General features: G+C 71.6%; 22 protein-coding genes and 1 pseudogene. 8 read left to right on the top strand and 15 right to left on the bottom strand.

Features of this window, described 5'->3' with window-relative positions:
* Positions 1-147 precede the first annotated feature (147 nt).
* A complete protein-coding gene (locus KIT14_19095) occupies positions 148-1,581 on the top strand; it encodes an alpha/beta hydrolase (protein ID MCW5892626.1) in 1,434 nt (477 codons plus the stop codon).
* An 88-nt stretch (positions 1,582-1,669) separates the two neighbouring features.
* On the top strand, positions 1,670-2,761 hold the full coding sequence (gene ychF / locus KIT14_19090) for a redox-regulated ATPase YchF (GenBank protein MCW5892625.1): 1,092 nt from the start codon (positions 1,670-1,672) through the stop codon (positions 2,759-2,761).
* A gap of 192 nt (positions 2,762-2,953) precedes the next feature.
* On the opposite strand, the gene KIT14_19085 is transcribed toward ychF, so the two are convergent.
* The 7 genes and pseudogenes from KIT14_19085 to KIT14_19055 form a co-directional block, all read right to left on the bottom strand.
* A complete protein-coding gene (locus KIT14_19085; GenBank protein MCW5892624.1) occupies positions 2,954-3,496 on the bottom strand; it encodes a DinB family protein in 543 nt (180 codons plus the stop codon).
* 86 nt (positions 3,497-3,582) lie between these two features.
* Positions 3,583-4,131 (bottom strand): hypothetical protein, encoded by a 549-nt coding sequence (locus KIT14_19080; GenBank protein ID MCW5892623.1) that lies wholly within the window; start codon positions 4,129-4,131, stop codon positions 3,583-3,585.
* Positions 4,132-4,278: 147 nt separating this feature from the next.
* A complete protein-coding gene (locus tag KIT14_19075; GenBank protein ID MCW5892622.1) occupies positions 4,279-4,719 on the bottom strand; it encodes a hypothetical protein in 441 nt (146 codons plus the stop codon).
* Between the two features lie 223 nt (positions 4,720-4,942).
* The gene (locus KIT14_19070; protein ID MCW5892621.1) at positions 4,943-5,230 is read right to left on the bottom strand and encodes a hypothetical protein; all 288 of its coding nucleotides are present in this window, start codon (positions 5,228-5,230) and stop codon (positions 4,943-4,945) included.
* A 38-nt stretch (positions 5,231-5,268) separates the two neighbouring features.
* Positions 5,269-5,748, bottom strand: a complete 480-nt coding sequence (locus KIT14_19065; protein MCW5892620.1) for a hypothetical protein — start codon at positions 5,746-5,748, stop codon at positions 5,269-5,271.
* A 45-nt stretch (positions 5,749-5,793) separates the two neighbouring features.
* Positions 5,794-6,996, bottom strand: a pseudogene (locus KIT14_19060) (integron integrase).
* Between the two features lie 1,261 nt (positions 6,997-8,257).
* Positions 8,258-9,886 (bottom strand): amidohydrolase, encoded by a 1,629-nt coding sequence (locus tag KIT14_19055; protein ID MCW5892619.1) that lies wholly within the window; start codon positions 9,884-9,886, stop codon positions 8,258-8,260.
* A gap of 222 nt (positions 9,887-10,108) precedes the next feature.
* Between KIT14_19055 and KIT14_19050 the strand changes: the two genes are divergently transcribed.
* Positions 10,109-10,606, top strand: coding sequence for a hypothetical protein (locus tag KIT14_19050; protein ID MCW5892618.1), 498 nt, complete (start codon positions 10,109-10,111; stop codon positions 10,604-10,606).
* A 23-nt stretch (positions 10,607-10,629) separates the two neighbouring features.
* Here the strand turns inward: KIT14_19050 and KIT14_19045 are convergent, their stop codons facing one another.
* From KIT14_19045 to KIT14_19030, 4 genes are read right to left on the bottom strand one after another with little or no spacing between them, the layout of a single operon-like run.
* The gene (locus tag KIT14_19045; protein MCW5892617.1) at positions 10,630-11,199 is read right to left on the bottom strand and encodes a hypothetical protein; all 570 of its coding nucleotides are present in this window, start codon (positions 11,197-11,199) and stop codon (positions 10,630-10,632) included.
* 50 nt (positions 11,200-11,249) lie between these two features.
* Complete coding sequence (locus KIT14_19040; GenBank protein ID MCW5892616.1) at positions 11,250-12,200, bottom strand: fumarylacetoacetate hydrolase family protein; 951 nt, start codon at positions 12,198-12,200, stop codon at positions 11,250-11,252.
* Between the two features lie 16 nt (positions 12,201-12,216).
* On the bottom strand, positions 12,217-13,290 hold the full coding sequence (locus KIT14_19035; GenBank protein MCW5892615.1) for a VOC family protein: 1,074 nt from the start codon (positions 13,288-13,290) through the stop codon (positions 12,217-12,219).
* Complete coding sequence (locus KIT14_19030) at positions 13,287-14,879, bottom strand: bifunctional 3-(3-hydroxy-phenyl)propionate/3-hydroxycinnamic acid hydroxylase (GenBank protein ID MCW5892614.1); 1,593 nt, start codon at positions 14,877-14,879, stop codon at positions 13,287-13,289. The genes KIT14_19035 and KIT14_19030 overlap by 4 nt, the downstream gene beginning before the upstream one ends.
* 75 nt (positions 14,880-14,954) lie before the next feature.
* On the opposite strand from KIT14_19030, the gene KIT14_19025 reads away from it, so the two are divergent.
* Positions 14,955-15,617 (top strand): TetR/AcrR family transcriptional regulator, encoded by a 663-nt coding sequence (locus KIT14_19025; protein MCW5892613.1) that lies wholly within the window; start codon positions 14,955-14,957, stop codon positions 15,615-15,617.
* Here KIT14_19025 and KIT14_19020 read toward each other — a convergent pair.
* The 4 genes from KIT14_19020 to KIT14_19005 all read right to left on the bottom strand — a co-directional run bounded on the left by KIT14_19020 (position 15,614) and on the right by KIT14_19005 (position 18,643).
* The gene (locus tag KIT14_19020) at positions 15,614-15,862 is read right to left on the bottom strand and encodes a hypothetical protein (GenBank protein MCW5892612.1); all 249 of its coding nucleotides are present in this window, start codon (positions 15,860-15,862) and stop codon (positions 15,614-15,616) included. The genes KIT14_19025 and KIT14_19020 overlap by 4 nt on opposite strands.
* A gap of 75 nt (positions 15,863-15,937) precedes the next feature.
* Positions 15,938-16,603 carry an RNA-binding protein gene (locus KIT14_19015; protein MCW5892611.1) on the bottom strand — a complete coding sequence of 222 codons (666 nt, stop codon included), beginning with the start codon at positions 16,601-16,603 and terminating at the stop codon, positions 15,938-15,940.
* A 26-nt stretch (positions 16,604-16,629) separates the two neighbouring features.
* Positions 16,630-17,457, bottom strand: coding sequence for a DUF2092 domain-containing protein (locus tag KIT14_19010; protein ID MCW5892610.1), 828 nt, complete (start codon positions 17,455-17,457; stop codon positions 16,630-16,632).
* Positions 17,458-17,602: 145 nt separating this feature from the next.
* Positions 17,603-18,643: a helix-turn-helix domain-containing protein gene (locus tag KIT14_19005; GenBank protein MCW5892609.1), complete on the bottom strand. Its 1,041-nt coding sequence runs from the start codon at positions 18,641-18,643 to the stop codon at positions 17,603-17,605.
* Positions 18,644-18,797: 154 nt separating this feature from the next.
* Here KIT14_19005 and KIT14_19000 point away from each other — a divergent pair, with 154 nt between their 5' ends.
* Genes KIT14_19000 through KIT14_18985 form a run of 4 tightly spaced genes read left to right on the top strand, consistent with a single transcriptional unit; the run spans position 18,798 to position 22,274 of the window.
* Complete coding sequence (locus tag KIT14_19000; protein ID MCW5892608.1) at positions 18,798-19,469, top strand: paraquat-inducible protein A; 672 nt, start codon at positions 18,798-18,800, stop codon at positions 19,467-19,469.
* Between the two features lie 20 nt (positions 19,470-19,489).
* On the top strand, positions 19,490-20,107 hold the full coding sequence (locus tag KIT14_18995; GenBank protein ID MCW5892607.1) for a paraquat-inducible protein A: 618 nt from the start codon (positions 19,490-19,492) through the stop codon (positions 20,105-20,107).
* A gap of 40 nt (positions 20,108-20,147) precedes the next feature.
* On the top strand, positions 20,148-21,686 hold the full coding sequence (locus KIT14_18990; GenBank protein MCW5892606.1) for an MCE family protein: 1,539 nt from the start codon (positions 20,148-20,150) through the stop codon (positions 21,684-21,686).
* A gap of 3 nt (positions 21,687-21,689) precedes the next feature.
* A complete protein-coding gene (locus KIT14_18985; GenBank protein MCW5892605.1) occupies positions 21,690-22,274 on the top strand; it encodes a membrane integrity-associated transporter subunit PqiC in 585 nt (194 codons plus the stop codon).
* Positions 22,275-22,468: the final 194 nt, after the last annotated feature.

Genomic DNA, 22,468 nt, shown 5'->3' with positions numbered 1-22,468 from the left:
CGTGCACCGTTGGGCCGGCGCCGATGGCGCCATCGGTCAGGGGGGCGGCGCGGCCCGCTCGACTGCTTGGCGAGAATCTCATTGACCGGGCCTGCGCCGTCGATGGTAGGGTCCGCGCCTCGCTCCAACGCCCGAGGGGGAATGCCAATGGTCGGTCGCGTGCTGCTCGTCCTGTCCTTCGTCCTGTCCCTGCTGCCGCCCGTACACGCGGCGGATCAGACGGTTCTGGGTCAGACCCTCACCGTCAAGAGTCCCGGCGCGCCCGAGAAGCGCGCGGTCACGGTGAAGGCAAAGGAGACCGCCACCGACGCCACCCTCGTCGGCAACCCGGTCACCGCCGGCGCCACCGTCGCCGTGACGCTGACGGGCCCGTCGCCGAGCGCCGCGACCTACGCGCTGCCCGCCGGCGCGAGCGCCGTCACCGGCAAGCCGTTCTGGTCGGGCGACGCCGCCAAGGGCTTCAGCTACCGCGACCCGAAGGGGGAGAACGGCCCCGTCAAGGCGGCGCAGATCAAGCGCCGCGGCACGACGTTCCAGATCAGCGTCGCCATCGACGGCAAGCACGCCGCGGTGGCCCTGGTCCCGCCCGGCACCGGCACCGGCTGCGTGCTGCTCACCATCGGCGGCGGCGACTCGTACAGCGTCGCCTTCGCGAACGGCGGCAAGATCACCTCGACGCCGACGCTCTTCAAGTACACGAAGCCGTCGAGCGAGGCCTCGTGCGTTCCGACCACGACCACGACCACCACGACGTCGACGACGACCACGTCGACCACGGTGCCCGACCTGCCGAACCTCGTGCCCCCCGGTGCGGCGCCGCTGCGCTACCGCGACCTCGTCTTCGCCGGCGCGACGGTGACGAGCAACATCGTCTACGGCAGCGCCGTCAACAACTCCGGCCAGACGGTGACGCTGCTCATGGACCGCTACGAGCCGACCGGTGACAGCGTGACGGCGCGGCCGGCGATCGTGTGGATCCACGGCGGCAGCTTCTCCTCGGGCAGCAAGACGTCGGCGGAGCTGGTCGACCAGGCGACGGTGTTCGCGCGCAAGGGCTACCTGAACGTGTCCATCAGCTACCGGCTCGAGCCCGGCGGCTGCGCCTCGTCGGTACCGACGGCGGTCTGCCTCATCGCCATCGGGGAGGCGCTCGACGACGCGCAGACCGCGATCCGCTTCCTGCGCACGAACGCGGCGGCCTGGGGCATCGATGCGACGCGCATCGCGGTCGCGGGGACGTCGGCGGGCGCGATCACCGCCCTGAACGTCGGCTACTCGAACAACGAGGAGCCGGACGCGGCGGTGGCGGCGGCGGTGTCGCTCTCCGGGGCGCGCATCCTGACGACCCCGAACCCGGGCGAGGCGCCGGCGCTCCTCTTCCACGGCACGTCGGACGTCGTGGTCCCGTACCAGTGGGCCGTCGACACCGTGAATGCGGCCTCGGCCGCCGGCCTCGACGTCTTCCTCACCACCTGGCCGGGCGCCGGGCACGTCCCGTACGCCGCGAACCGCACGCAGATCATCGACCAGACGACGAACTTCCTCTTCTGGGAGATGGACCTCGCGAACGCCGCGCACTGACGTCGGAGGCGGCCCGGTTTCGCCGGGCCGCCGCATCCGGCATGCTGCGTGATCCGCCGGCGTCCGGCGGATCAGCGAGGTACAGCGCGTGGCACTCCAATGCGGCATCGTCGGGCTCCCGAACGTCGGCAAGTCGACGCTCTTCAACGCCCTCACCAAGGCCGGCATCGCGGCCGAGAACTACCCCTTCTGCACCATCGAGCCGAACGTCGGCGTGGTCGAGGTGCCCGACGCGCGGCTGGCGCAGCTGGCGGCGATCGTCTCGCCGCAGCGGATCCTCCCGGCGACGGTGGAGTTCGTCGACATCGCGGGCCTGGTCGCGGGCGCGTCGAAGGGTGAGGGCCTCGGCAACCAGTTCCTCGCGAACATCCGCGAGACCGACGCCGTCGTGCACGTCGTGCGCTGCTTCGCCGACGACAACGTCGTCCACGTCGCCGGCAAGATCGACCCCGTCTCCGACATCGCCGTCATCGACACGGAGCTCGGCCTCGCCGACCTCGCGACGGCCGAGAAGGGCGTCCTGCGCTACAAGAAGCAGGCGCAGTCCGGCGACAAGGACGCGAAGCTCCTCTTCGGGCTCCTCGAGCGCGTCATCGCGCAGCTGAACGAGGGCAAGCCGGTCCGTGCGCTCCCGTTGACGAAGGAGGAGCGCGCCGCCCTGAAGCCGTTCTGCTTCATCACCGCGAAGCCCGTTCTCTACGCCGCGAACGTCACCGAGCACGGCTTCGAGGGGAACCCGCACCTCGACGCCGTCCGCGCGCTGGCGGCGGAGCAGGGCGCCGAGGTCGTCGCCATCTGCGCCGCCACCGAGGCCGAGATCGCCGGTCTCGACGACGAGGAGAAGCAGCTCTTCCTCGCCGACATGGGCCTCGACGAGCCGGGGCTGAACCGACTCATCCGCGCGGGCTACAAGCTCCTCGGGCTGCGCACGTACTTCACCGCCGGCGAGAAGGAGGTTCGCGCGTGGACCATCCACGCCGGGGACACGGCGCCGCAGGCGGCGGGCGTGATCCACACGGACTTCGAGCGCGGGTTCATCCGCGCGCAGACGATCGGGTTCGAGGACTACGTCGCGGGGAAGGGCGAGCAGGGGGCGAAGGAGGCGGGGAAGCTGCGGGCCGAGGGGAAGGAGTACGTGGTGCAGGACGGGGACGTGATGAACTTCCTCTTCAAGGTCTGAGCAGGGGAGGCGGTTCCGCTCCGGGACTGGACCGGGTGCAGCGCCCGCGTCCAGGTGGAAGGAAACACCGCGTTCCCCATCGCAGCGTCCTACGCTGGTCCGCGTCTAACCTGGCGATGAGCCGCCGGTGCACCGACGGTCGCACCCATCCCTTGGATGCATGCCGGTCGGCTCCATCGCCTTGTTAGGCGGCTACTCTTCGAGACCAAGAGCACGGACCTCGGCATCTCGAAGCGGTCCGTCGCAGGACAAGAGGAACTCGTCGAACTGGGGCGGCCGATCCCCTGCGACCGAAAGCATATTGTGAACCTGCCCCCTATGGTGAATCTGGTGAAGGAAGAGATGCGCGAGAACTATGTGAATCGGGTCTGCGCACGTAAGACCTTTCGTATCGGTCCAACGAACGACGAGCACGAGGGACTTGTCCGTTAGCGAATCGCAGAACGCCAGGAGTGCACGGTCGCTCGTTGACTGGATCGCCACGAGGGTGCGTAGGTCGACGCAGGGTTGCTCGTCTAGCCGGCCTCCTGTGGGGGCATCGCCTCGCAGGGCAGCGAGATAGAACTGATCGACAACCAAAATGTGATTCAGAGTACCGTGAATCGATTGGAAAAACGCGCCGCAGTTGCGGAAGTAGACGGTAGACGACAGGCGTGCACAGGCCTGATGGAGCCGGTGGTTGCTCCACAGATTGTTACGGGACATCCGGCGGAAGTAGTCGACAAGTTCAGCCATGGTTCTCACGCATCAAGCGTCTCGTTGAGCTGCCTAACGACACGGGCGATCAGCGGCCGGCGAAGCCGGTCCGCTGCGTCGCCAGATTAGCTGGCCTTTCCCCCCTTCAACTGCTGATCGATATCGTTCACGAACAGGGCAAGTACATCGCCCGTACGCAGGTTCTGATTTTTGTGCCCGAGGTCGCGGCGAATCGTCAGGATCAGTTGTTCGTAGAGCAACATGAGTGTCATCGGATTCGTCTTGAGTGCCTCAGCGTTCACCGCCGTCCGACGCCATTTCACCCATGCTGCGAGCACATCATCCGAGCCCCACACTATAACGCGTTGGGTGAAGTCGGACATGAAGTCGAGCATCTCCTTCTCGGTTGGCGCCTTGCCAGTCTTCGCGCCCATCAGAATTCGGAACATGAACTTGATCAGGTCTTCGTAGACGGGGGTCTTCTTCTCCCGATGCTCTTTCAAGACGAGCGCACGGGCCTCGTACGCCTTTGCCAGCACGATGGAGAGGACCGAGACAAAGGCCGTGGCGGCGGCCGCAATGATGGCTACCGCAATGTCGGAATCGAGCGATGCCAGAACCCGAGCACCCGCCCGCACCGCAACGATGGTTCCATACAAGAGCGCCGCAAGCACGGCGGCGCCTACTATCGCGGACAGAATCGGACGAGCCTTCGGTTGCATGGTGATGTCCAGCTAACGGCTCAAGGTTGAGCCGCGCGCCCATGAACACTCACCACGACGTGGCCATGTCGCGCGCGTCGGCTCCAAGCTTCAGTTAGACTACGATCCGACGGCATTGAAGATGTCCTCCCACCGCAACACATAGCCCTGGACGCGGCTCCCGCGGTCGGTGTGAGCGAGTGTCGTCTCGAATACCCGAGAGTAGTTCATTGTCCGGAGGCATTCAGCGCTCGTGAGAAGCACAAGGCTGGCAGATGCGAGACCGCGACGCTCTTTCCACCGACACAGGTATTCAGCTTGTCGGGCTAGCTGACCCAGCTCTACGTGCGCGCCGCCGCTGGTGAAGCGACTACCGATCTTGTTCTCGATGATGACGATGCTGCGATTGTCTGCTGAGACGTAAAGCAGATCCGCCGGCATCGCCCCCCAGATCTTGATGTCTTCAAGGTCATGCGCGCAGAGCGGATACTCTGCCAGCATCGTACCGGCCGCGGAGAAGAGGGTGTCTGCCCCCACGTCAGCTAGGCTTTGGTCGGCCATGTGAAGAGGAACTCGACCCCACGGAACGCCCCCTCGATCGTGAAGCAGACAGAGGCAAGCACTCAGCTCTCGCTCGTTCGCCGGCTTGAGTCCTGTCACCGGATCCACAAAGGCAGGCGGAACGAGATCCCAGAAATCACTGCTCGCCAAAATGCGTCCTCCTTCAGCTGTCTAACGTCCAGCATCAGCGGCGGCGCACAGCGCCGTCCGCTGCATGCTGTTGTTAGGCGGCGTCTGGTTTTCCACTCTCACCCCTGGGCTTGAGAGCAAAGACAGAGGCCGCCGCGATACCGATTGTGACGATGTTGACCACCGACCAGATGTCCCTCGTCAGATGTACTCGGAGGATTGGGTTGTACACGGCGGCCGTGACCCCGAGAACCCAGATCCAGCCTTGATGCCCTTGCTCGAACGCCCTGAAGGCGAGGTAGGCGAAGATGCCGCAGCAGACCCAGCGAAGGAGAATGTAGTAGCCGTACGGGTTTTCTGGGTTCAGGGCCCAGAGGAGCATCAGGGAAGCTACGAGTTGGGGAACCCAGATTCGGCGCATCACTGTTCGAGGCTCTCCGCAAGGGACATGGCACCGATCCTGGTTCCGAAGGTCATGATCGTGAGCAGCACGAGTTCGATAAGAGGGCCCCACATTCCCTTGATCAGGGTGGCGAGCATCGCGATGGGTACCACGCCGACCCCAGCGAGGAAGAGACCGATGAATACAGCGCCCACACCCCAGATTGCCAGCGTGAACAGAAGTCCCTCCATCCAGAGTGTCGCGCCGAACACGTAGGACGCGACGAACAGCGCCACGCTTGAGAATCCGCGAGTCGCTTTCGGAATCGCGAGGGGCAGAAGGATGAAGACGACGATGCCGAAGGCCACCCATGTCAGAACGGAGAACCACGGCAGGAGCTTCGTACTCGCCCAAGCCGCACCGAAGATGAAGACACCAGCGATTGCGAGACCCACGACGAGGAAAGCCCCCATGATGAGGAGGCCACCGAGCCCGGCCAGCGTGTCCTTTACGTTCATCGCGCGATCCTCATAGCCGCCTAACGAACCCTTCGACCGACCTGCCTAATCCCGGCCCCCACGCGGCGCTCGCGGCCTATCCGCGGCGCCGGGCGGGCGGGAAGGAACAGGCAAACTCCGAATATCCCGGCGGGCCTCGACCGCACGTGTGGCCGACTTCGCGCGGATAGGCGGCGACGTCTCGCAGCCTATCGGCACCGGACCTGCAGCGCCCGACCGCGCTGGCGCCAGTCCATCGACAGGACTTCGCACGCCCAGGCCGCCGCGGTTGAGGACGTGCGTGTATATCTGTCGTCGTCCGGGCGTCGCGGTGGCCGAGCAGCTCCTGCACGGTGCGGATGTCGTATCCGTCCTCCAGCAGGTGCGTTGCGAACGAGTGCCGGAACGTGTGGCAGCCCGCCGGCTTCGCGATGCCCGCCGCCAGGACGGCCTCGCGTACGACGCGCTGGAGGGCTGACTCGTGGAAGTGGTGCCGTCGCCGCTGCCCGTCTCGGGGTGCCGGTAGGTACGCGTTGCGGGAAACACCCACTGCCACGGCCATGAGCGGCCCGCGCTGACGTACTTCCGGTCGAGGGCGTGCGGTAGCTCCACCCATCCGGCGTCCCGGGCCAGGTCGTCACCGTGCTGCCGCCGCACGCGTACGAGGTGGGCGGCCAGCGGTTCCCGCACGACCGCCGGCAGCATCGTGCGCCGGTCGCGCCCGCCCTTGCCGCTGCGCACGACGATCTCTCCACGCTCGAAGTCGACGTCCTTCACCCGCAGTCGCAGGCACTCGAGCAGGCGGAGGCCGGCCCCGTAGAGCAGCGCCGCCATGAGCCACCGGCTTCCACCGAGCTGCCCGAGGACGGCGGCCACCTCGGGGCGGCTCAGCACGACGGGCACGTGCGCCGGCCGCTGCGCGCGGACGAGGCCGTCGAGCCACGGCAGATCGACGTCGAGCACGTGCCGGTAGAGGAAGAGCAGGGCGCTCAGCGCCTGGTTCTGCGTCGACGCTGCCACCCGCCGCTCCACCGCAAGCGCCGAGAGGAGCGCCGGCACCTCGTCCGCGCCGAGCGTCGGCGGGTGCCGCCGGCCGTGGAACAGGATGTAGCGTCGGATCCAGAAGACGTAGGCCTGCTCGGTTCGGCGGCTCATGTGCCGCGTCTGCAGCGCGATGCGCACGCGATCGAGCAGGCGCGGCTGACGCTGCCCGTACGCCGGCGGCTGCTCGGCGACGGCGAACGCGACGGCGGTGGCCGGAATAGGCATGCGAGGAATGAAACTACCCCGCCAAGTGGCGCGCGTCCATGGTCGCGACCGCATCATGCCGATCCCGGACGCTGGCGAGCCAGATGGGCCGCGCCGGGGATGCCGGACGGTTCGGCGCCGTGCGCGGCGAACGGAACTGCGGCGCACCGCGGACATGTCGGCGCGCGCGGTGGCCGCGCAAGCCGGTGGGCGGTGGAGTGGGCGGAGACGCCACGATGGGGACGTCCGCGCAAGCTGGGGTACGGGGCGTGTGGAGGAATCGCCGGACTGGGAGGAACGTCCGATCCGTGCGGGCCCGCTGAACGTTCCGGGGGTGTTCTCCTGTCCTCCCTATGCCGACTCTGATGTCGGACGGCGAGACGGCGGCGCTCCCGGGGCCGCGTTGCGTATACCGCACGCGTGGTGCTGCGGGTTCCCGACGACGATCCCGACTGCACGGCCGGTGCGGTCCTCGAGTGCCCCCGCACGCCGAGGAAGGAGTCGTCGCGAGCCCATGCACGTGCCGTGTCCTCCATCGCGACACGCGCCGCCTCCTGCTGCGCCGTGTCCGACGAGGCGGTGATCGTCGTGGCCTGCGTCCACGTGTGCCGATCACCGCGTGGCGCCAACGATCGACGCTGATGGCTGGAGCAACCCTCCGGACGAGATCACCCGCGCGCCGCGCGCGTGCGGGCCGCCTTCTTCGCCGCCGCCGAGCGCCCGCGCGGCCCCTTCGTCGCGACCCCCTTCCGCGCCGCGACCGAGCGCGCCTTCGCGCCGCGCTTCCGCGCCGAGTTCTCCACCTGGCGCGAGAGCGCCTTCTTCGAAGCCGCCTGCGTGCCCTCGCGCTGCAGCGCCTTCTTCGTCGCGCGCGACCGCTTGGCCGACGTCTTGCGGCCGCGGCGCGCGGCCTTCTCGTCCTGGGCCGCCTTGCGCTTCGTCGCGCGGGACGTCCCCTCGCCGGGCGGCGGAGGTCGATGCCGGCGCGGCGGGCCTTCGACAGCCCGATCGCGATGGCCTGCGTCGCCGAGCGCGCGCCGTGCTTGCCCTCGCGGACGTGCTTGATCTCCTCGCGCACGAACTCGCCGGCCTGGGTGCTCGGCGCCTTGCCCTCGCGGGCGTCGCGGCGCGCGCGCGCGATCGTCTTCTTCTCCGGCATGCGGTCCTCCTAAAGGCCGGAAGAGCGTGCATCACGCGTGCCAGCGCAGGAGCTATGCACGTCCCCGTTGCGCCGGCGCGCGACGGCAGCTTCTTCAACCACGATGGAGAACGTGCAGGCGGCTCAGCGGCGGATCTCGCTCGCCGGCAGGACGCGCCCGCCGAGCACGGTCCCCCACACCCGCACGTTGCGCAGCTGCTCCGGGGCGACCTCAAAGGGGTCCTGATCGAGCACGGCGAAGTCGGCGAGCTTGCCCGCGGCGATGCTGCCGACGCGATCCTCGACGCCCAGCGTGTACGCCGCGTCGATCGTCACCATGCGCAACGCCTGCTCGAGCGTGATGCGCTCGTCCGGCCCGCGCACGGCGCCCGAGAGCCCGCGGCGGTTCACCGCGATCCACACGGACTCGAGCGGCACCGGCGGGGCGACCGGCGTGTCGGTGTGGAGCGACGTCGGCACCCCCGCGTCGACGAGCGTGCGAAGGCGCGCGGCCGTGTAGGCGCGGTCGCTGCCGATGTAGGGCGCCGTCAGCTCGGCGCGCGCGTAGAGGTAGAACGGGTTCACGCTGACGACGCCGCCGAGGGCGCGGATGCGGCGCACCTGCTCGGGCGTCGAGATGCCGAAGTGCTCGAGCGTGTAGCGGTGGTCCGCGCGCGGCTGGACCGCCATGAGGCCGGCGAGGGCGTCGACCGTCGCCTGGTTCCCGGCGTTGCCGTTGGTGTGCACGTGGATGTGGAAGCCGGCGCGCCACCAGGGGAGGAAGCGCTCCACCATCCGATCCGGCGGCGTGTTGAAGAAGCCGCTGCGGCCGTCGATGTAGCCGGGGTTCCGGATCTCCATGCCGAGGCTCAGGAACGAGTCGTCGGCGAAGAACTTGACGCCGCGGAAGACGAGCGTGTCCGTGTTCCGGTCGGGCAGCGACTGCACGTACGGGATCGCCTGGTCGCCCTTCGCGGCGGTCATCGAGACGGCGTCGCTCACGACGACGCAGCGGACCGGCGTGGCCGGGTCGTTGAAGTACCGCGGGAAGAGGTCCTCCTCCGCGGCGAGGTTCGTGATGCCGAAGGCCAGCTCGGACGTCGTCGTGATGCCGTTCCGGCGGCTCAGGTCCATGAGGAACTTGATGTTCGCCAGCGCGACGTCGGGCGCGAGGAGCGGCGCGAGCGCCGGATCGAGGATGCGCGCGGCGGCGGCCGTGCCGAGGAACTGCCCGTTGGGCTCGCCGTCGGGACCGGCGGCGATGCCGGTCGTGGTCGTGTCGGCCTTCGTCACGCCGAACTTCTGCAAGGCCGCGGAGTTCGCGAAGACGAAGTGCTCCGACGCGTCCCACACGAGGATCGGCTGCGTCGCGCTGATCGCGTCGAGCGCGGTCTTGTCGAGGTGCTTCCCGCCCATCGCGACGACGTCGTAGCCCCACGTGAGCACCGTCTCGTCGGGCGAGTTCGCCTGGGCCACGTACTCGCGCAGCTTCTTCATGGCGGCGTCGGGCGTCTTCACGCCGGGGAAGTCGGGGCCGTAGGGATTCGGGACGGGCAGGTACGAGAGCAGCGGCCGGGTGAGGGCCGTCGCGCCGAGGAGCGGATGGCCGTGTGCCTCGACGAAGCCGGGCACGAGAACCTTGTTCGCGAACCTGCGGTCGATCGTGTGCGCCGAGCCGACGAGCCATGGGCGCAGGTCGCCGAGCGAGCCGACGGAGAGGATGCGGCCGTCGCGCACGGCGACGGCGGTCGCCGTCGGCCAGCCCGGGTCCATGGTGACGATCTTGCGCGCGACGAAGACCGTGATCGGCTTCGCCGGCGGCGTCTGCGCCGCCGCCGTCCCCGCGCCGAGCACGACCGCCGTGACGAGCGCTCCAAGCCCCTTCCACATGCGTCCGACGCCTCCCGAGCGCCGCGTCCCAGCGTCCGGGATGCCCCGCGACTGTCAAACCGCGGGCGGCTCGCGCCGCCGCGCGGATGGGCGTAGGGCGGAGGCATGGCGGCGGCGGAGCGGCTCGGCTGGGACGAGGCGTCGGGCCGCGACCTCTGGCTCCTCGCCCCGGGCGATCCGGCGACGTGGCCGGCGGCGGTGCGCCTGCCGGCGCGTCACGCGATCGCCATCGTCGCCGGTCCCACGCATGCGCTGCCCGACGCCGCCCTGCACGCGCTCGCGCGCACCCTGCTCGACGCCGGCGCGATCTGGCTCGTCGTCTGGGGCCCCGGCGCCGAGCGCGCCCACGCGCTCTTCCGCGACGCCGTGCTGATCGCGGAGCGCTCGCAGGCCGAGGAGACGGTCGTCATGACGGCGGCCGAGGGCGGCACGCTCGACGAGGCGCTCCTGTTCGCGCTCGCCGAGGCGCGGCCGTCGGCGGCCTACACCGACGCCTGCGATGCGCTGCTGGTCGTCGCCCTCGACGCGGCCGCGGCGGCACGGGCGCGGGCGGCGCTCGCCGCGCCGGCGGAGTTCATGGCCCGTATGACGACGGGCGGCTGACCGCGCCCCGGCGCCGGCGTCGCTCAGACCTCGGGGCGCGCGAGCACGAAGTAGTTCGGCGTCGCCTTGCCCTTGCGGAAGGCGCGGCCGATGAGGACGCGGCCGTACACGCGGCGCAGGTAGTCCTTCATGTGCCCGTAGATGAACTGCGTGATGCCGGTGTCGTTCGGGCGGATCGCGGGCCAGGCGGCGGGCTTGTCGCTCGGCAGCTCGGTGTAGTCGACGTAGGTGCCCGAGTCGTCGCGCTTCAGGAGATAGTAGCCGGGGCCTGCGAACCAGGCGGCGCCGCTCTCGTTGTAGCCGCCGATCGCGCCGCTCGGCGTGCGGTAGAAGACCTTGCGGAAAGGCCGGTAGAGCGGCTGGTTGTTCTGGCCCTCGAAGGGGACCGGATCGAGCGGCGGCCGCTCCGGCGCGACGACCTCCTCGAGGCGGATCGGCTCGGTGCCCGCCGAGAGATCCCACAGCGTCTTCTGGTGCCGGCGGTCGAGGGTGGTCGCCTGGCGGACGCGCTCCTCGCCCGAGAGGGCGGCGAGGTGCTGCTGGACCTGTACCGGCGTGACGCCGGAGGTGGCGAGGAGGTCGTTCAGGGTCATGGTCCTCCCTTAGCCAGGCCGCGCGCGCCGGGCCAGCGCCGGCCCACGGCTCAATCCTCGGCGACGATGCGGTTCTGCTGCACGCCGAGGTCGAGCCGGCCGTCCGCGCTCGCGATGCGGGCCTCGACGACGTCGCCGGGCTGGAGGTAGGGGCGACGCGCCTGCGCGGCGAGGAAGAGGCTCCATTTCGTCGCCTCGGGTAGGAGGCCGACGAAGCGCTGCACGAGCGGCGGCGGGATCGCGAGCGCGCAGCCCGCCGGCGTGCCGGTGGCGAGGAGGTCGCCGGCGTAGAGGTCGTGGACGCCCGCCAGCTCGGTGAGCGTCTCGGCCGGGCCGTAGACCAGGTTGGCCGTCGTGTCCTGTTGGCGGACCTCGCCGTTCACGGTGAGTCTGAGGCGGAGGTCGCGCAGCAACGGCACGTCCGCCGGCTCCAGCAGGCAGAGCCACGGCCCGACGGGGCCGAAGGTGCGGAAGCTCTTCCCCTTGTAGAACTGCATCTGCGGGATCTGCACGTCGCGCGCGGAGTAGTCGTTGACGATGACCGCGCCGGCGACGAACTCGTGCAGGGTCGCGTCGGTGACGGTCACCGGCGCGGTCACGTCGCGGCGGAGCACGAGCCCGAGCTCGATCTCCCAGTCGAGGAAGCGTACCGTCTTCGGCCGTACGACGTCGCTGTCCGCCGGGACGATGCAGCTCGGCGCCTTCGTGAAGATCATGTTGAAGGTCTTGGCGTCGGGATCGACGCCCGAGTCGATCATGTGCTGGCGGTAGTTCGCGCCCTGGCACACGAAGCGCTGGTTGCGCGTGACCGGCGCCAGGAGACGCACCGTGGCCGCGTCGATGCCGTCGCCGCCGAGCGCGCGCAGCGCGGCCGGCGTCACCCGGCGGACGAGGTCGCCCGTGGTGGGGAAGTCGCCGGGGATCGGCGTGATCCGTCCGGCGGCGATCACGCCCCAACGGATCGCGGCCTCGTGCTCGTAGCGGACGACGGGAACGGCCATCGGATCTCCTTCGCGCTCAGCCGAGGCCGCGCGCCATCGCGACCAGCTTGCCGAGGCTCAGGTCGGGGCTGCGCCACAGGTTGCGGGCGACGTCGACGAGCAGCCCGGCCGACAGCGGCGGGCGCACGAAGCTCGCCGGCATCGGCGGGCCCCACTGCGCCATGGCGTCACGGCCGACGGCATGGACGCCCATCGGCTGGTCGGCGGTGAAGACGTCGCCGTCGCCGTAGTGCTCGTGCTTGTCGCCGCAGGCGTCCTCCCAGTAGTCGAAGACCTGGCTGCCGAGGATGTGGCGGCCGACGCCCCAGGCGTGCGTCCAGCCGCGCTCACGCAGCACGCGCCCGCCCATCGCCACGGCGTCGGTGTCGCACACCTCGTAGGCGCTGTGCGAGTAGCGCGGCACGAGCCCTTGGGCGAGGGCGAGGGTGTGGTGGTCGGCCGGCGTGTCGCCGAGGTCGAGGCGCAGGAAGGCGACCGCGGGCGAGCCGTCGGGGAGCACCTGCACGTCGCTCGGAATCAGGCCGAAGTGGCGCGTGTACCAGGCGCAGGTCGCCTGCCAGTCGGCCAGCTCCAGCACGACGTGGCCGAGGCGCACGACCTCGGGCGGCGCCACCGGCGGGCGCTGCCCGGCGTTCACGCGCGGGCGCGCGTCCGGCGTGTTGATCGGCAGCGCGGGACGACGCGGCAGCGGCGTCGCGCGGGCACGCCCGTGGACGGCGTCGACGGCGAAGCCGGAGGGATCGACGAGCCGCACGCGTGCGCCGCCGCCCGGGGTGGCGAGGGCCTCGATCGGGCCGGCGTCCGGCAGCGCCGCGAGGCGCTCGAGGTCGGCGCGCGACCCGACCTCGAGCGCGAAGCCGGCGAAGCGCGGCGTCGTTCCCCGCTGGACGAGGTAGCAGAACGCCTCCGGGCCGGTCCCGCGCAGCACGAGCAGCTCGGGCGTGCGCGTCACCACCCGAAGGCCGAAGTCGACGAGGAAGCGCTCCGCCTGCGCGAGGTCGGGGCGCGTGAACGCGACCCAGGCGAGGGCGCGCGCGCGCACCGTCGGGTCGGGATGGCGGGCCGGCTGGGCAGTGGCGAGCGTGCTCATGGGCGTCGTCCTTCGAGGAGGTCGCGGCTCTCGCGCACGAGCCGGGCGGCGTCGGTCGCGGGGCCGTCGTGGAGCACGGCGCGGTCGGGACGGACCACGAAGGCTCGGCCGACGGGTGCCGCGCGCGGCACGATGGTGCCGGAGACGTCCTCCCACACGTGCGGGGCCAGGGTGCGATGGAGGCGCTGGCCGCGGTGGCAGAGCTGGACGCAGCGGCCGCCGAGCCGCGCCCAGGCGGGCGCGGCGTCGCCGAGGTGGAGCGCCGGGTCGACGCCGAGGCCGACCAGCGTGAGGCCGGGGCCGAGGGCGTCGTCGCTCCAGCCACCGCGGCCGTCGGCGTGCTGCACCCACGCCTGCGGGAAGAGCCCGCCGCGGTGCGGCCCGTCGCCGGCGGCGAAGAGGCCGCGGCGGAAACGCGGCTGCGGCTTCATCGCCAGGCCGTCGAAGAGCGTCCGCACCGGCGCGAGGAGGCGCGCCGTGCGCAGCGCGCCGTGCAGGGCGAGCGCGACGGCGGTGTTGCGCGGCGCGATCAGGTGTCCGAGCCGCTGCGCGAGCGCGATCATGGCCTTGGCGTGCGGGCGGCGCTCCTCGTCGTAGCTCGCGAGGATCGTCGCGTCGGCCGTCCCGCCGAGCACCCAGGCGAGCTTCCAGGCGAGGTTGGCGGCGTCGCGCAGGCCGGCGCAGAGGCCCTGGCCGGCGAAGGGCGGCGTGATGTGGGCGGCGTCGCCGGCGAGGAAGACCGGGCCCCTCTGGAACGTTTCGACCACGCGGGCGTGGAAGCGATAGACCGCCGTGCGCTCGATCTCCATCTCCTCGGGCCTGCCCCAGGGCGCGAGCAGCTCGCGCACGCGCTCGGGCCGCTCCATTTCCTCGGGCGACTCGCCGGGCTGGAGCATGAACTCCCAGCGCTCGCGGCCCCCGGGCGCCGGCATGTGCGGTGTCGGACGGCGCGGGTCGCACAGGAACTCGGTATGGTCGATCGGCCGCGGCGTGTGGCGCGCGTCGACGATGAGCCAGTCCTCGGGATAGCTGGTGCCGTCGAAGCCGAGGCCGAGGAAGCCGCGCACCGGCGAGGCGGCCCCGTCGGCGCCGACGAGGAAGCGCCCGGCGACGGTGGCGGCGGCGCCGTCGTGGCCGCGCAGCGTGGCGCGCACGCCGTCGGTGTCGATGGTGAGCCCCGTGAGCTCCTGCCCGAGGGCGGTCGTGACCGACGCCTCGGCGGCGAGGCGGGTGCGCAGCACCTGCTCCAGCTCGGGCTGGTGGAACATGACGAGCTTCGGATGGCCGTCGAGCACACCCGCCGTCTCGACGCGCGCGAACTCGCCGATCCACGGCGAGCGCAGCCGCACCTCGGGAATCGCGAGGGTGGCGAACGACCCCTCGCCGAGGCCGGCGAGCTGGAGGATGCGCAGCGCCTCGTTGTCGAGCGCGATGGCGCGCGGCTGCGGGAAGACGTCGAGCGCCTTGTCGGCGACGAGCGTGCGCACGCCGTGACGGCCGAGCAGGAGAGCCAGCGTCGCGCCGACGGGGCCGAGGCCCACGACGACGACGTCGACCTCGGCCGGGAGCGTTGGTGCGACGGGCGGCACGGACGGCAGAGGTCGCGCAAACTGAGAAAAATGTCAAACCATGGCGACACGCTCACTCCTGGGCTAGAAGGGCGCATGGCCACGCGACCCCGGCCCGCCCCGGCGCAGCGTCCCGGCATCCGCGCGCGGACCCGCGCGCTGCTCCTCGAGGCGGCGGCGCGCGTGTTCGCCGAGAAGGGCGTCGGCGGAACGGCGATCCACGAGATCGCGGCGGCGGCAGGGGTCGCGAACGGGACCTTCTACAACTACTTCCGCACGCGCGAGGAGGTGGCCGAGGCGGTGGCGGGCAGCCTGGTCGGCCAGGTCCACGTCGAGATCACCGCCAGCTACCGCGACGTCGCCGACCCCGCCGAGCGCATGGCGATCGGCTGCCGCCGCTTCCTGGGGCGGGCGCTCGACGATGCGAGCTCGGCCAGGGCGATGCTACGCGTGTGGGCCAGCACGGAGACGCTGCCGCGCGAGGCGGTCGCGAGCGTCGCCGCCGATCTCCGCGCCGGCAAGCGGCGCGGCCGTTTCCGCTACCGCAGCGAGGTCGCGGCGCTCGATCTCATCCAGGGCGCCGTGCTCGCGGGCATGCGCAGCGTCCTCGAGGGCCGGGCCGGACCGGAGCATCCGGCGGCGGTGGCGGCGCTCGTGCTGCGCGGCCTCGGGGTCGAGGCGGCGGAGGCCGATGCGCTGGTGCGCCGCGCGCTGCCCGCGCCGGCGGGGCCGCGGCGCCGAGCCCGGCCCAGCGCTTAGAGCCCCGGCTCCTCGGCGTCGTGCGCGTGCCCGATCGCGGCGCGCACGTCGGGCGGCAGCTTGCGGCAGTCGAAGACGACCTTCTGCGCGTGCACCGCCGTCACCGCGGCGCGCGGCAGGCTGACGTCGCCGCTGTTCTCGATCCACACCACGACGGCATCCTCGTCGACGCTGCGTACGGCGCCGAACTCCTCGCCGCCGTCGGCCGCGAAGGCCTGGTAGCCGATCTCGATGCGCTCCGGCACGTCGATACCTCCCGTCGGAGAGTTGCGAGGTCGAGGCAACACCCGCTCCGGAGCCCGGTCAAGACGGGTCCGGCGTCAGGGCGCCGCGACGACCCGGTAGTAGACGCCGTTGGCGCCGAACGAGGGCTGCATCCAGGCGCTGCCGCAGGAGTAGTAGGTGACGCCGCCGACCGGGGTGTAGACGCAGCCCGCCGGCAGGGCGGCGTAGATCGCGCCGAGCGAGTAGGCGCTGCCGGCGGCGACGCCGGCGGCGTACGCGTTGGCGCTCGCCGCGCTGGCCCCGGCCGCTCCGAGGACGGTGCCGGCCGCGAGCCCGACGGCGGCGGCGCCCGCGGCGGACCAGCCGCCGCAGCTGCCGCAGCCGCTGGCGTAGTAGTGGTTCACCACCGTGGGCGGGTGGTAGCCGCCGTAGTAGCTGCCGCCGTAGTAGCGGTTGTAGCCGCCGTACGCCGTCGTGCCGTTGGCGCTGGTGCCGTGCCAGTAGCCGTCGCCGCCGGAGGCGTGGCCGCCGTACGCGCCGGTCGCGTGCCAGGAGCCGCCGCCGCCCGACGCCGTGCCGCCGCGCCAGCCGGAGGCGTTCCAGGAGCCGTCGCCCCCGGAGGCGTGGCCGCCGCGCCAGCCCTGGGCGTGCCAGGAGCCGCCGCCGCCGGACGCGGTGCCGTAGCGGCCGGCGTGGACCCACGCGGTGGCGGGCTGGGCGCAGAGGGCGGTGACCAGCAGGGCGGACAGGATGGTGCGCATGGCGAGTCTCCTCGAGAGCGGTGCGGTCAGCGGGGGGACGTCGGCTTCGGCGCGGGCGCGCCGTCCGGCAGGCGGACGTCCGGACGCGCGAAGGCGATGCGCTTCGCGCTCGCGGCCTTCGCCGTCGTGAAGCTGTCGCCGGGGACCGCCTCGCCGCGCCGCCAGTCGGCGAACGCGACCTCCTGGCGCAGGCGCGAGGGATCGCGACGGAAGACGGCCCGGCCGAGGCGCGGCAGATGGTCCTTGACGCCGATCCAGAGCTGGACGAAGACGTCGTCGTTCGCGATCGCCACGATGTCGGTGGGGACGCCCCCGACCAGCTGCGAGCGGCCGACCACGAAGGCCCATTGCAGCCCCTGCGCCATGTCGGCGTAGGGATCGGCGACCAGGACGTCGGTGAAGGGGAAGTAGATCGAGGCGGCGTCGAACGCCGCCTTCAGCGTCGCGTCGATCGTCGGCGGCGCGTCGGCCACGGCGAGCAGGTCCTCGGCGGGCGCGTACGCCATCATCGTCTTGCCGTCGTAATAGAACTCGAACGGCGGTCCGTCGCCGGGCGAGACGATGCGCAGCTTGTCGGGACGCTGGAGCGTCACCTCGGATTTCGTGAAGTAGACGAGCGCGGGGCCCGGGAGGCTCGGGCTCTCCCAGCTGGCGACTGCGGTGAAGCGCAGGGTGCGCGCCGCCGCGAGCGTGGCGCTCATGGCCCTGAGGAGATCGAGGGCCTTCGGCTCGACGACCGCCACGATCGCGGGCGGTGCGGGGTGCGTCGCCGTCGCCTGCGCAGCGTCCTGCGCGAGCACGTGGGGCGCCGCGGCAAGCAGCAGCGCGAGGGCGGGTGGCAGAAGCGGCCGCATGCATCTCCGCTAGCAGCGCGCGGCCGGAGCCGCCTTGCCATTTCCTGCCATCACCGGCGCCTGGCATGCGCGGGCAAGACGTGCGAGCGGTCGCGCGGGCAATGTGTCGTGCGGCGATGGAGCGAGACGGAGCGGAGCGTCGCCGTCAGACCGCGAGACGCGACGCGTACGCGCGCCGGTACTCGAGCGGGGAGACACCGGTCCAGCGACGGAACGCGCGCGTGAAATGGGCATGGTCCGAGTAGCCGAGGTCGAGCGCGATATCGAGCACGCGGGCGTCGGTGTGCTCGAGCAGATCGCGCGCCGACTGGAGGCGGCTGCGCTCGATGAGGTCGTCGAAGCTCTGGCCGTCGCCGGCGAGCCACCGTTGCAGCGTGCGCACGCTGAGCCCCAGCGCGCGGGCCACCGCGGCGATGCTCGGCCAGGCCCCGCCGGCGGACAGGCTCTCGATCGCCTGCCCGACGAGGTCGGCGAAGCGGCTGGCAGGTGACTCTTCGCCCCACGGCGTGAGCGCACTCGGAGTGACGCGGGTGGGCGGGGCGAGTGGGCGGGCGAGCAGGGCCGGCTCGAAGGTGATCGCGCTCACCCGCGGATCGAGCCGCAGGGGCGTGTCGACGAGGAGCGCATGCTGCGCCACCCGGGCGCCCGACGGGCCGACGGCGAGCTGCGTCGCCAGAGGGCGCCAGCGCGGACCACCCGCCAGGCGCAGCGCCTTCAGGGCGGTCGCCAGTGCGAACTGCTCGGCCTGGGCGTAGGGGTCGTCGCGGGTGCCGAGGAAGACGTGGCAGAGGGTCACGCTGTCGCCGCGGTGCTCGATCCACCAGCGCGCCCCGGAGTTGTAGGAGGGCACGGCGAGGAGGAGGCTCTCCAGCAGCATGCGCACCGTCGGAGCGCGCCGGATCATGGCGCCGAAGGCGCCGAGGTCCTCGAGGGCGGCGGCGTGAGCGGCCTCGAGGCCGAGGTGCTCGATGCCTTCGGCGCGGGCGACGTCGCGGAGGAAGGTCCGTACCTGGTGCAGCGGGAGGAGCGCCTCGCGTCGCTCGAAGGCGCGCAACGGCACGCCGGTGCGCTCGAGATGCCGCTGGACGGGCACCCCAGCCGCGGTGAGGAACCGCAGGAACGGTCGATAGACCTCGTTGCGGATCAGCGCGACCCGGCCCATCGGCATGATCGGGGGTCGCGGCACGGGGCGCATTAGTGCTCGCGGTGGCGTGACATGGCAAGACGAGCCCAAATCCCGCTTGGTACATTATCCTGCTCGCGCTGCCGCGAGGCTCCGACCGGCGGCTTCGCGCCGACCTTCGGTCGGGGGCGCTGACGTGCGGCGGCTCCGCATGCCCATGTACAGCGATCCCGCGCCCGACCGCCGCCTCGTCGCCTGCCCGGACTGCGACCTCCTGCTCCGCCTGCCGGTGCTGGAGGACGGCGCGTCGGCGCGCTGCCCGCGCTGCGACTACGAGCTCTGGCGGCGGCGGGCCGGGTCGCGGGCGCGCTGCCTGCCGCTCGCGCTCGCGGCGGCGGTGCTCTACGTGCTCGCCAACGCGGTTCCGATGCTCGGGCTCGAAGCCGTCGGGCATCGCGCTTCGACCACGGTCGTCGGCGGCGCCCTCGAGCTCTGGGCCGACGGGCGGGAGCTCGTGGCCGTGCTCGTCCTCTTCACGGCGGTGGTGGCGCCGGCCCTCCAGATCGGGCTCATGCTCGCGATCCTCGTCGGCTCGCGACGCGCGCCGGCGCCGCGCTGGGTGGGGACGCTGCTGCGTCACCACCCGGCGGCCGTTCTCTGGAGCATGATCGAGGTGATGATGCTCGGCGTTCTCGTCGCGCTCATCAAGATCGCCGACTACGCGACGGTGGTGCCCGGTCCGGCACTGTGGATGCTCGCCGTCCTCGTGGTGCTGCTGGCGACGATGCAGTCGCTCTTCGACCCGCGCGAGGTGTGGGCGCGGGTCGGGTGGGCGGCGGACGGGGCGACGGACGCGGCCGCGCCGGATACCGCCGAGGCCCGGCCGTGAGCAGTGCGGTCGCGTCCGCGATGGCCGCGGGGCTGCAGCGCTGCGAAGGCTGCGGCCTCGTGTCCCGACCGCCGGCACACGCGCCGGAGCCGCGCTGTCCGCGCTGCGACACGGCGCTCGAGTTCCGCAAGCCCGACAGCCTCCAGCGCACCGTCGCCTACCTCGTCGCCGCCGCCATCTGCTACGTGCCGGCCAACCTGCTGCCCGTGCTGACCACGCGGACGGCGGCGGGGGAGAGCTCCGACACGATCCTCGAGGGCGTCGTGCTGCTCTGGTCGCCCACCGGATGGCCGCTGTCCCTCATCGTGCTGTTCGCCAGCATCATGATTCCGAGCGCCAAGATCGTCGCCCTCGGCTACCTGGTCCTGTCCGTGCGCCGCGGCTGGGCGCAGTCACCGGCGCAGCGGACCCGGCTCTACCGGATGGTCGGCTTCATCGGTCGCTGGTCGATGGTCGACGTCTTCGTCGACACGTTCACCGCGGCGCTCGTGCAGCTCCAGCCCCTCATGTCCGTCGAGCCCGCGGTCGGGCTGGTGTTCTTCGCCGCCGTGGTCGTGCTCACCATGCTCGCCGTCGAATCCTTCGATCCCCGCCTCATCTGGGACGCCGCCGGCGCCAACGAGGTCCGTCATGCCTGAGTCGCCTCCTCCCCTCCCGCCGGTCTCGGAAGCGCGTGCCGTGCCGCGCCGCCGGACCCGGATGTCGCTCGTCTGGGTCGTCCCCATCGTGGCGGCGATCGTCGGCGTCTGGGTCGCCGTCGCGAAGATCATGGGCGAGGGGCCGACCATCACGATCGTCTTCGACTCCGCCGAGGGCATGGAGGCCGGAAAGACCGAGATCCACTACAACGGCGTGACGGTCGGGACGCTGGCGACGCTGCGTATCGCCAAGGATCATCGCAAAGTGGTGGCGACGGCGCGCATGCAGCCAGAGACGGCGAGCTTCCTGGTCGAGGACACGCACTTCTGGGTGGTGCGCCCGCGCATCTCCGGCGCCACCGTGTCGGGCCTCGGGACGCTGATCTCCGGGGCCTACGTCGGCATGGAGATCGGCAAGTCGACGCGGAGCGAGCGCTCCTTCGTGGCGCTCGCGAGCCCGCCCGTCGTGAGCCAGGACGTCGCCGGCACCTTCTTCGTGCTGCGCACCTCGCAGCTCGGGTCGCTCGACTACGGGACGCCGATCTACTTCCGGCGCCTCCAGGTGGGCGAGGTCGCGTCGTACGAGCTCGACGCCGACGGCCGGGCGCTCACCGTGCGCATCTTCGTGCAGGCGCCGTACGACGGGTACGTCACCACGGCGACGCGCTTCTGGCAGGCGTCCGGCATCGACGTCTCGCTCACGGCTGCCGGCCTCACCGTGCAGACGCAGTCGCTGCTCTCGATCCTCGTCGGCGGCATCGCCTTCGAGGCGCCGCCGGGCGCCGCGGCGGGGGCGGCCGCACCGGCGGAGACCACGTTCACGCTCTACGACGACCGCACGCAGGCGTTCCAGCCCCCGCGCGGCGTGTCGCAGACGTACGAGCTGGTGTTCAGGCAGTCGGTCCGCGGGCTCGCGGTGGGGGCGCCGGTGGAGTTCTGGGGCATCCCGATCGGCGAGGTGGTCGACGTCCGCCCCGAGGTCGACACGACGAAGATGGCATTGACGGTGCACGTCACCGTCGAGGTCCATCCCGAGCTGCTGCACGTGACCGCGCCGAGCCAGGCGACGCCCGGCGGCGTCGAGGAGCACCGGGTGCGGGTCGACGGCCTCGTCGCGCACGGCATGCGCGCGCAGCTCCAGACCGGCAACCTCCTCACCGGGGCGCTCTTCGTCGCCCTCGACTTCTTCCCCGACGCGCCGCAGGCGAGCATCGACTGGAGCCTGACGCCGCCGCGCATCCCGACCACCGCGGGCGAGATCGCGGCGCTGGAGGCGAAGATCACGAGGCTGGTCACGAAGCTCGAGGCCCTGCCCATCGACGCGATCGGCAAGGACGTAACCGAGGTCCTCCGCACCCTCGACGCGACCCTCGCCGAAGCGCGGCGCACCCTCGCCGCCGCGGACAAGGCGCTCGCGGACGCGGGCACGCTGGTCGCCCCGGACTCGGCGCTCCGGGTCGAGCTGAGCGGCATGCTGCAGGAGATGAGCCGCGCCATGCGCTCGCTGCGCGTGCTCACCGACTACCTCGAACGACATCCGGAATCGCTCCTGCGCGGCAAGAGCGGGGAGGCCAAGTAGGTGATGACGGCGATCATCAGGCGTATGGGGATGTGCGCGCTCCTGGCGGCGTGTGCGACGGGATGCGCCTCGGCGAGCGCGCGCTTCTACACCCTCAGCGCGACCGCCACGGCCGACGGGTCGCCCGCGGTACCCTGGGCCGTGACGGTGGGCCCGGTGACGGTGCCGGCGGCGGTCGACCGCCCGCAGTTCGTCGTCGAGGTCTCGCCGAACCGGCTCCAGCTCGACGAGTTCAACCGCTGGGCGGCGCCGCTCGACGACAACATCGCCCGCGTCGTGGCCGCGGACCTCGCGGTGCTGCTGGCCACGGATCGGGTGGTGCCGGGACCGATCCCGAGCTTCGCGGCGACCTACCGCGTGACGATCGACGTGCAGCAGTTCGTCTCGGTGCCGGGGGGATCGGCGCTGGTCGACGCGGTGTGGTCGGTGCAGCCCGTGAGCGGCGGCACGCCGCGCGTCGGACGCACGGTGGCGCGCGAGGACGTGACGGGGCCGGGCTTCGACGCGCTCGCGGCGGCGCACAGCCGCGCACTCGCCAGGGTGAGTGCCGACGTCGCTGCGGCGCTGCGCGCACAGGCGCCACGCTGACCGCTCGCCTCTGGCACCAAGTGGCAAGACCGGGACGCGCGGCAGGGGATACGCGATCTCGCAACGATGTGCGTCCGCTCCACGAAGCGCCCGCCGGCTCGCGCCGGCGCGCCGTCCACGCCTCGATCGCCCGCGCCGTCCGCCCGTGAGCCGGGCGGCATGCGATGGCCGGCGCGTCCGCCGCGGGCGGCCGT

Source organism: bacterium, from assembly GCA_026129405.1.
GTDB lineage: Bacteria > Desulfobacterota > Binatia > DP-6 > DP-6 > JAHCID01.
The sequence above is the reverse complement of the archived record's forward strand: the minus strand, read 5'-3'. Positions and strand labels throughout refer to the sequence as shown.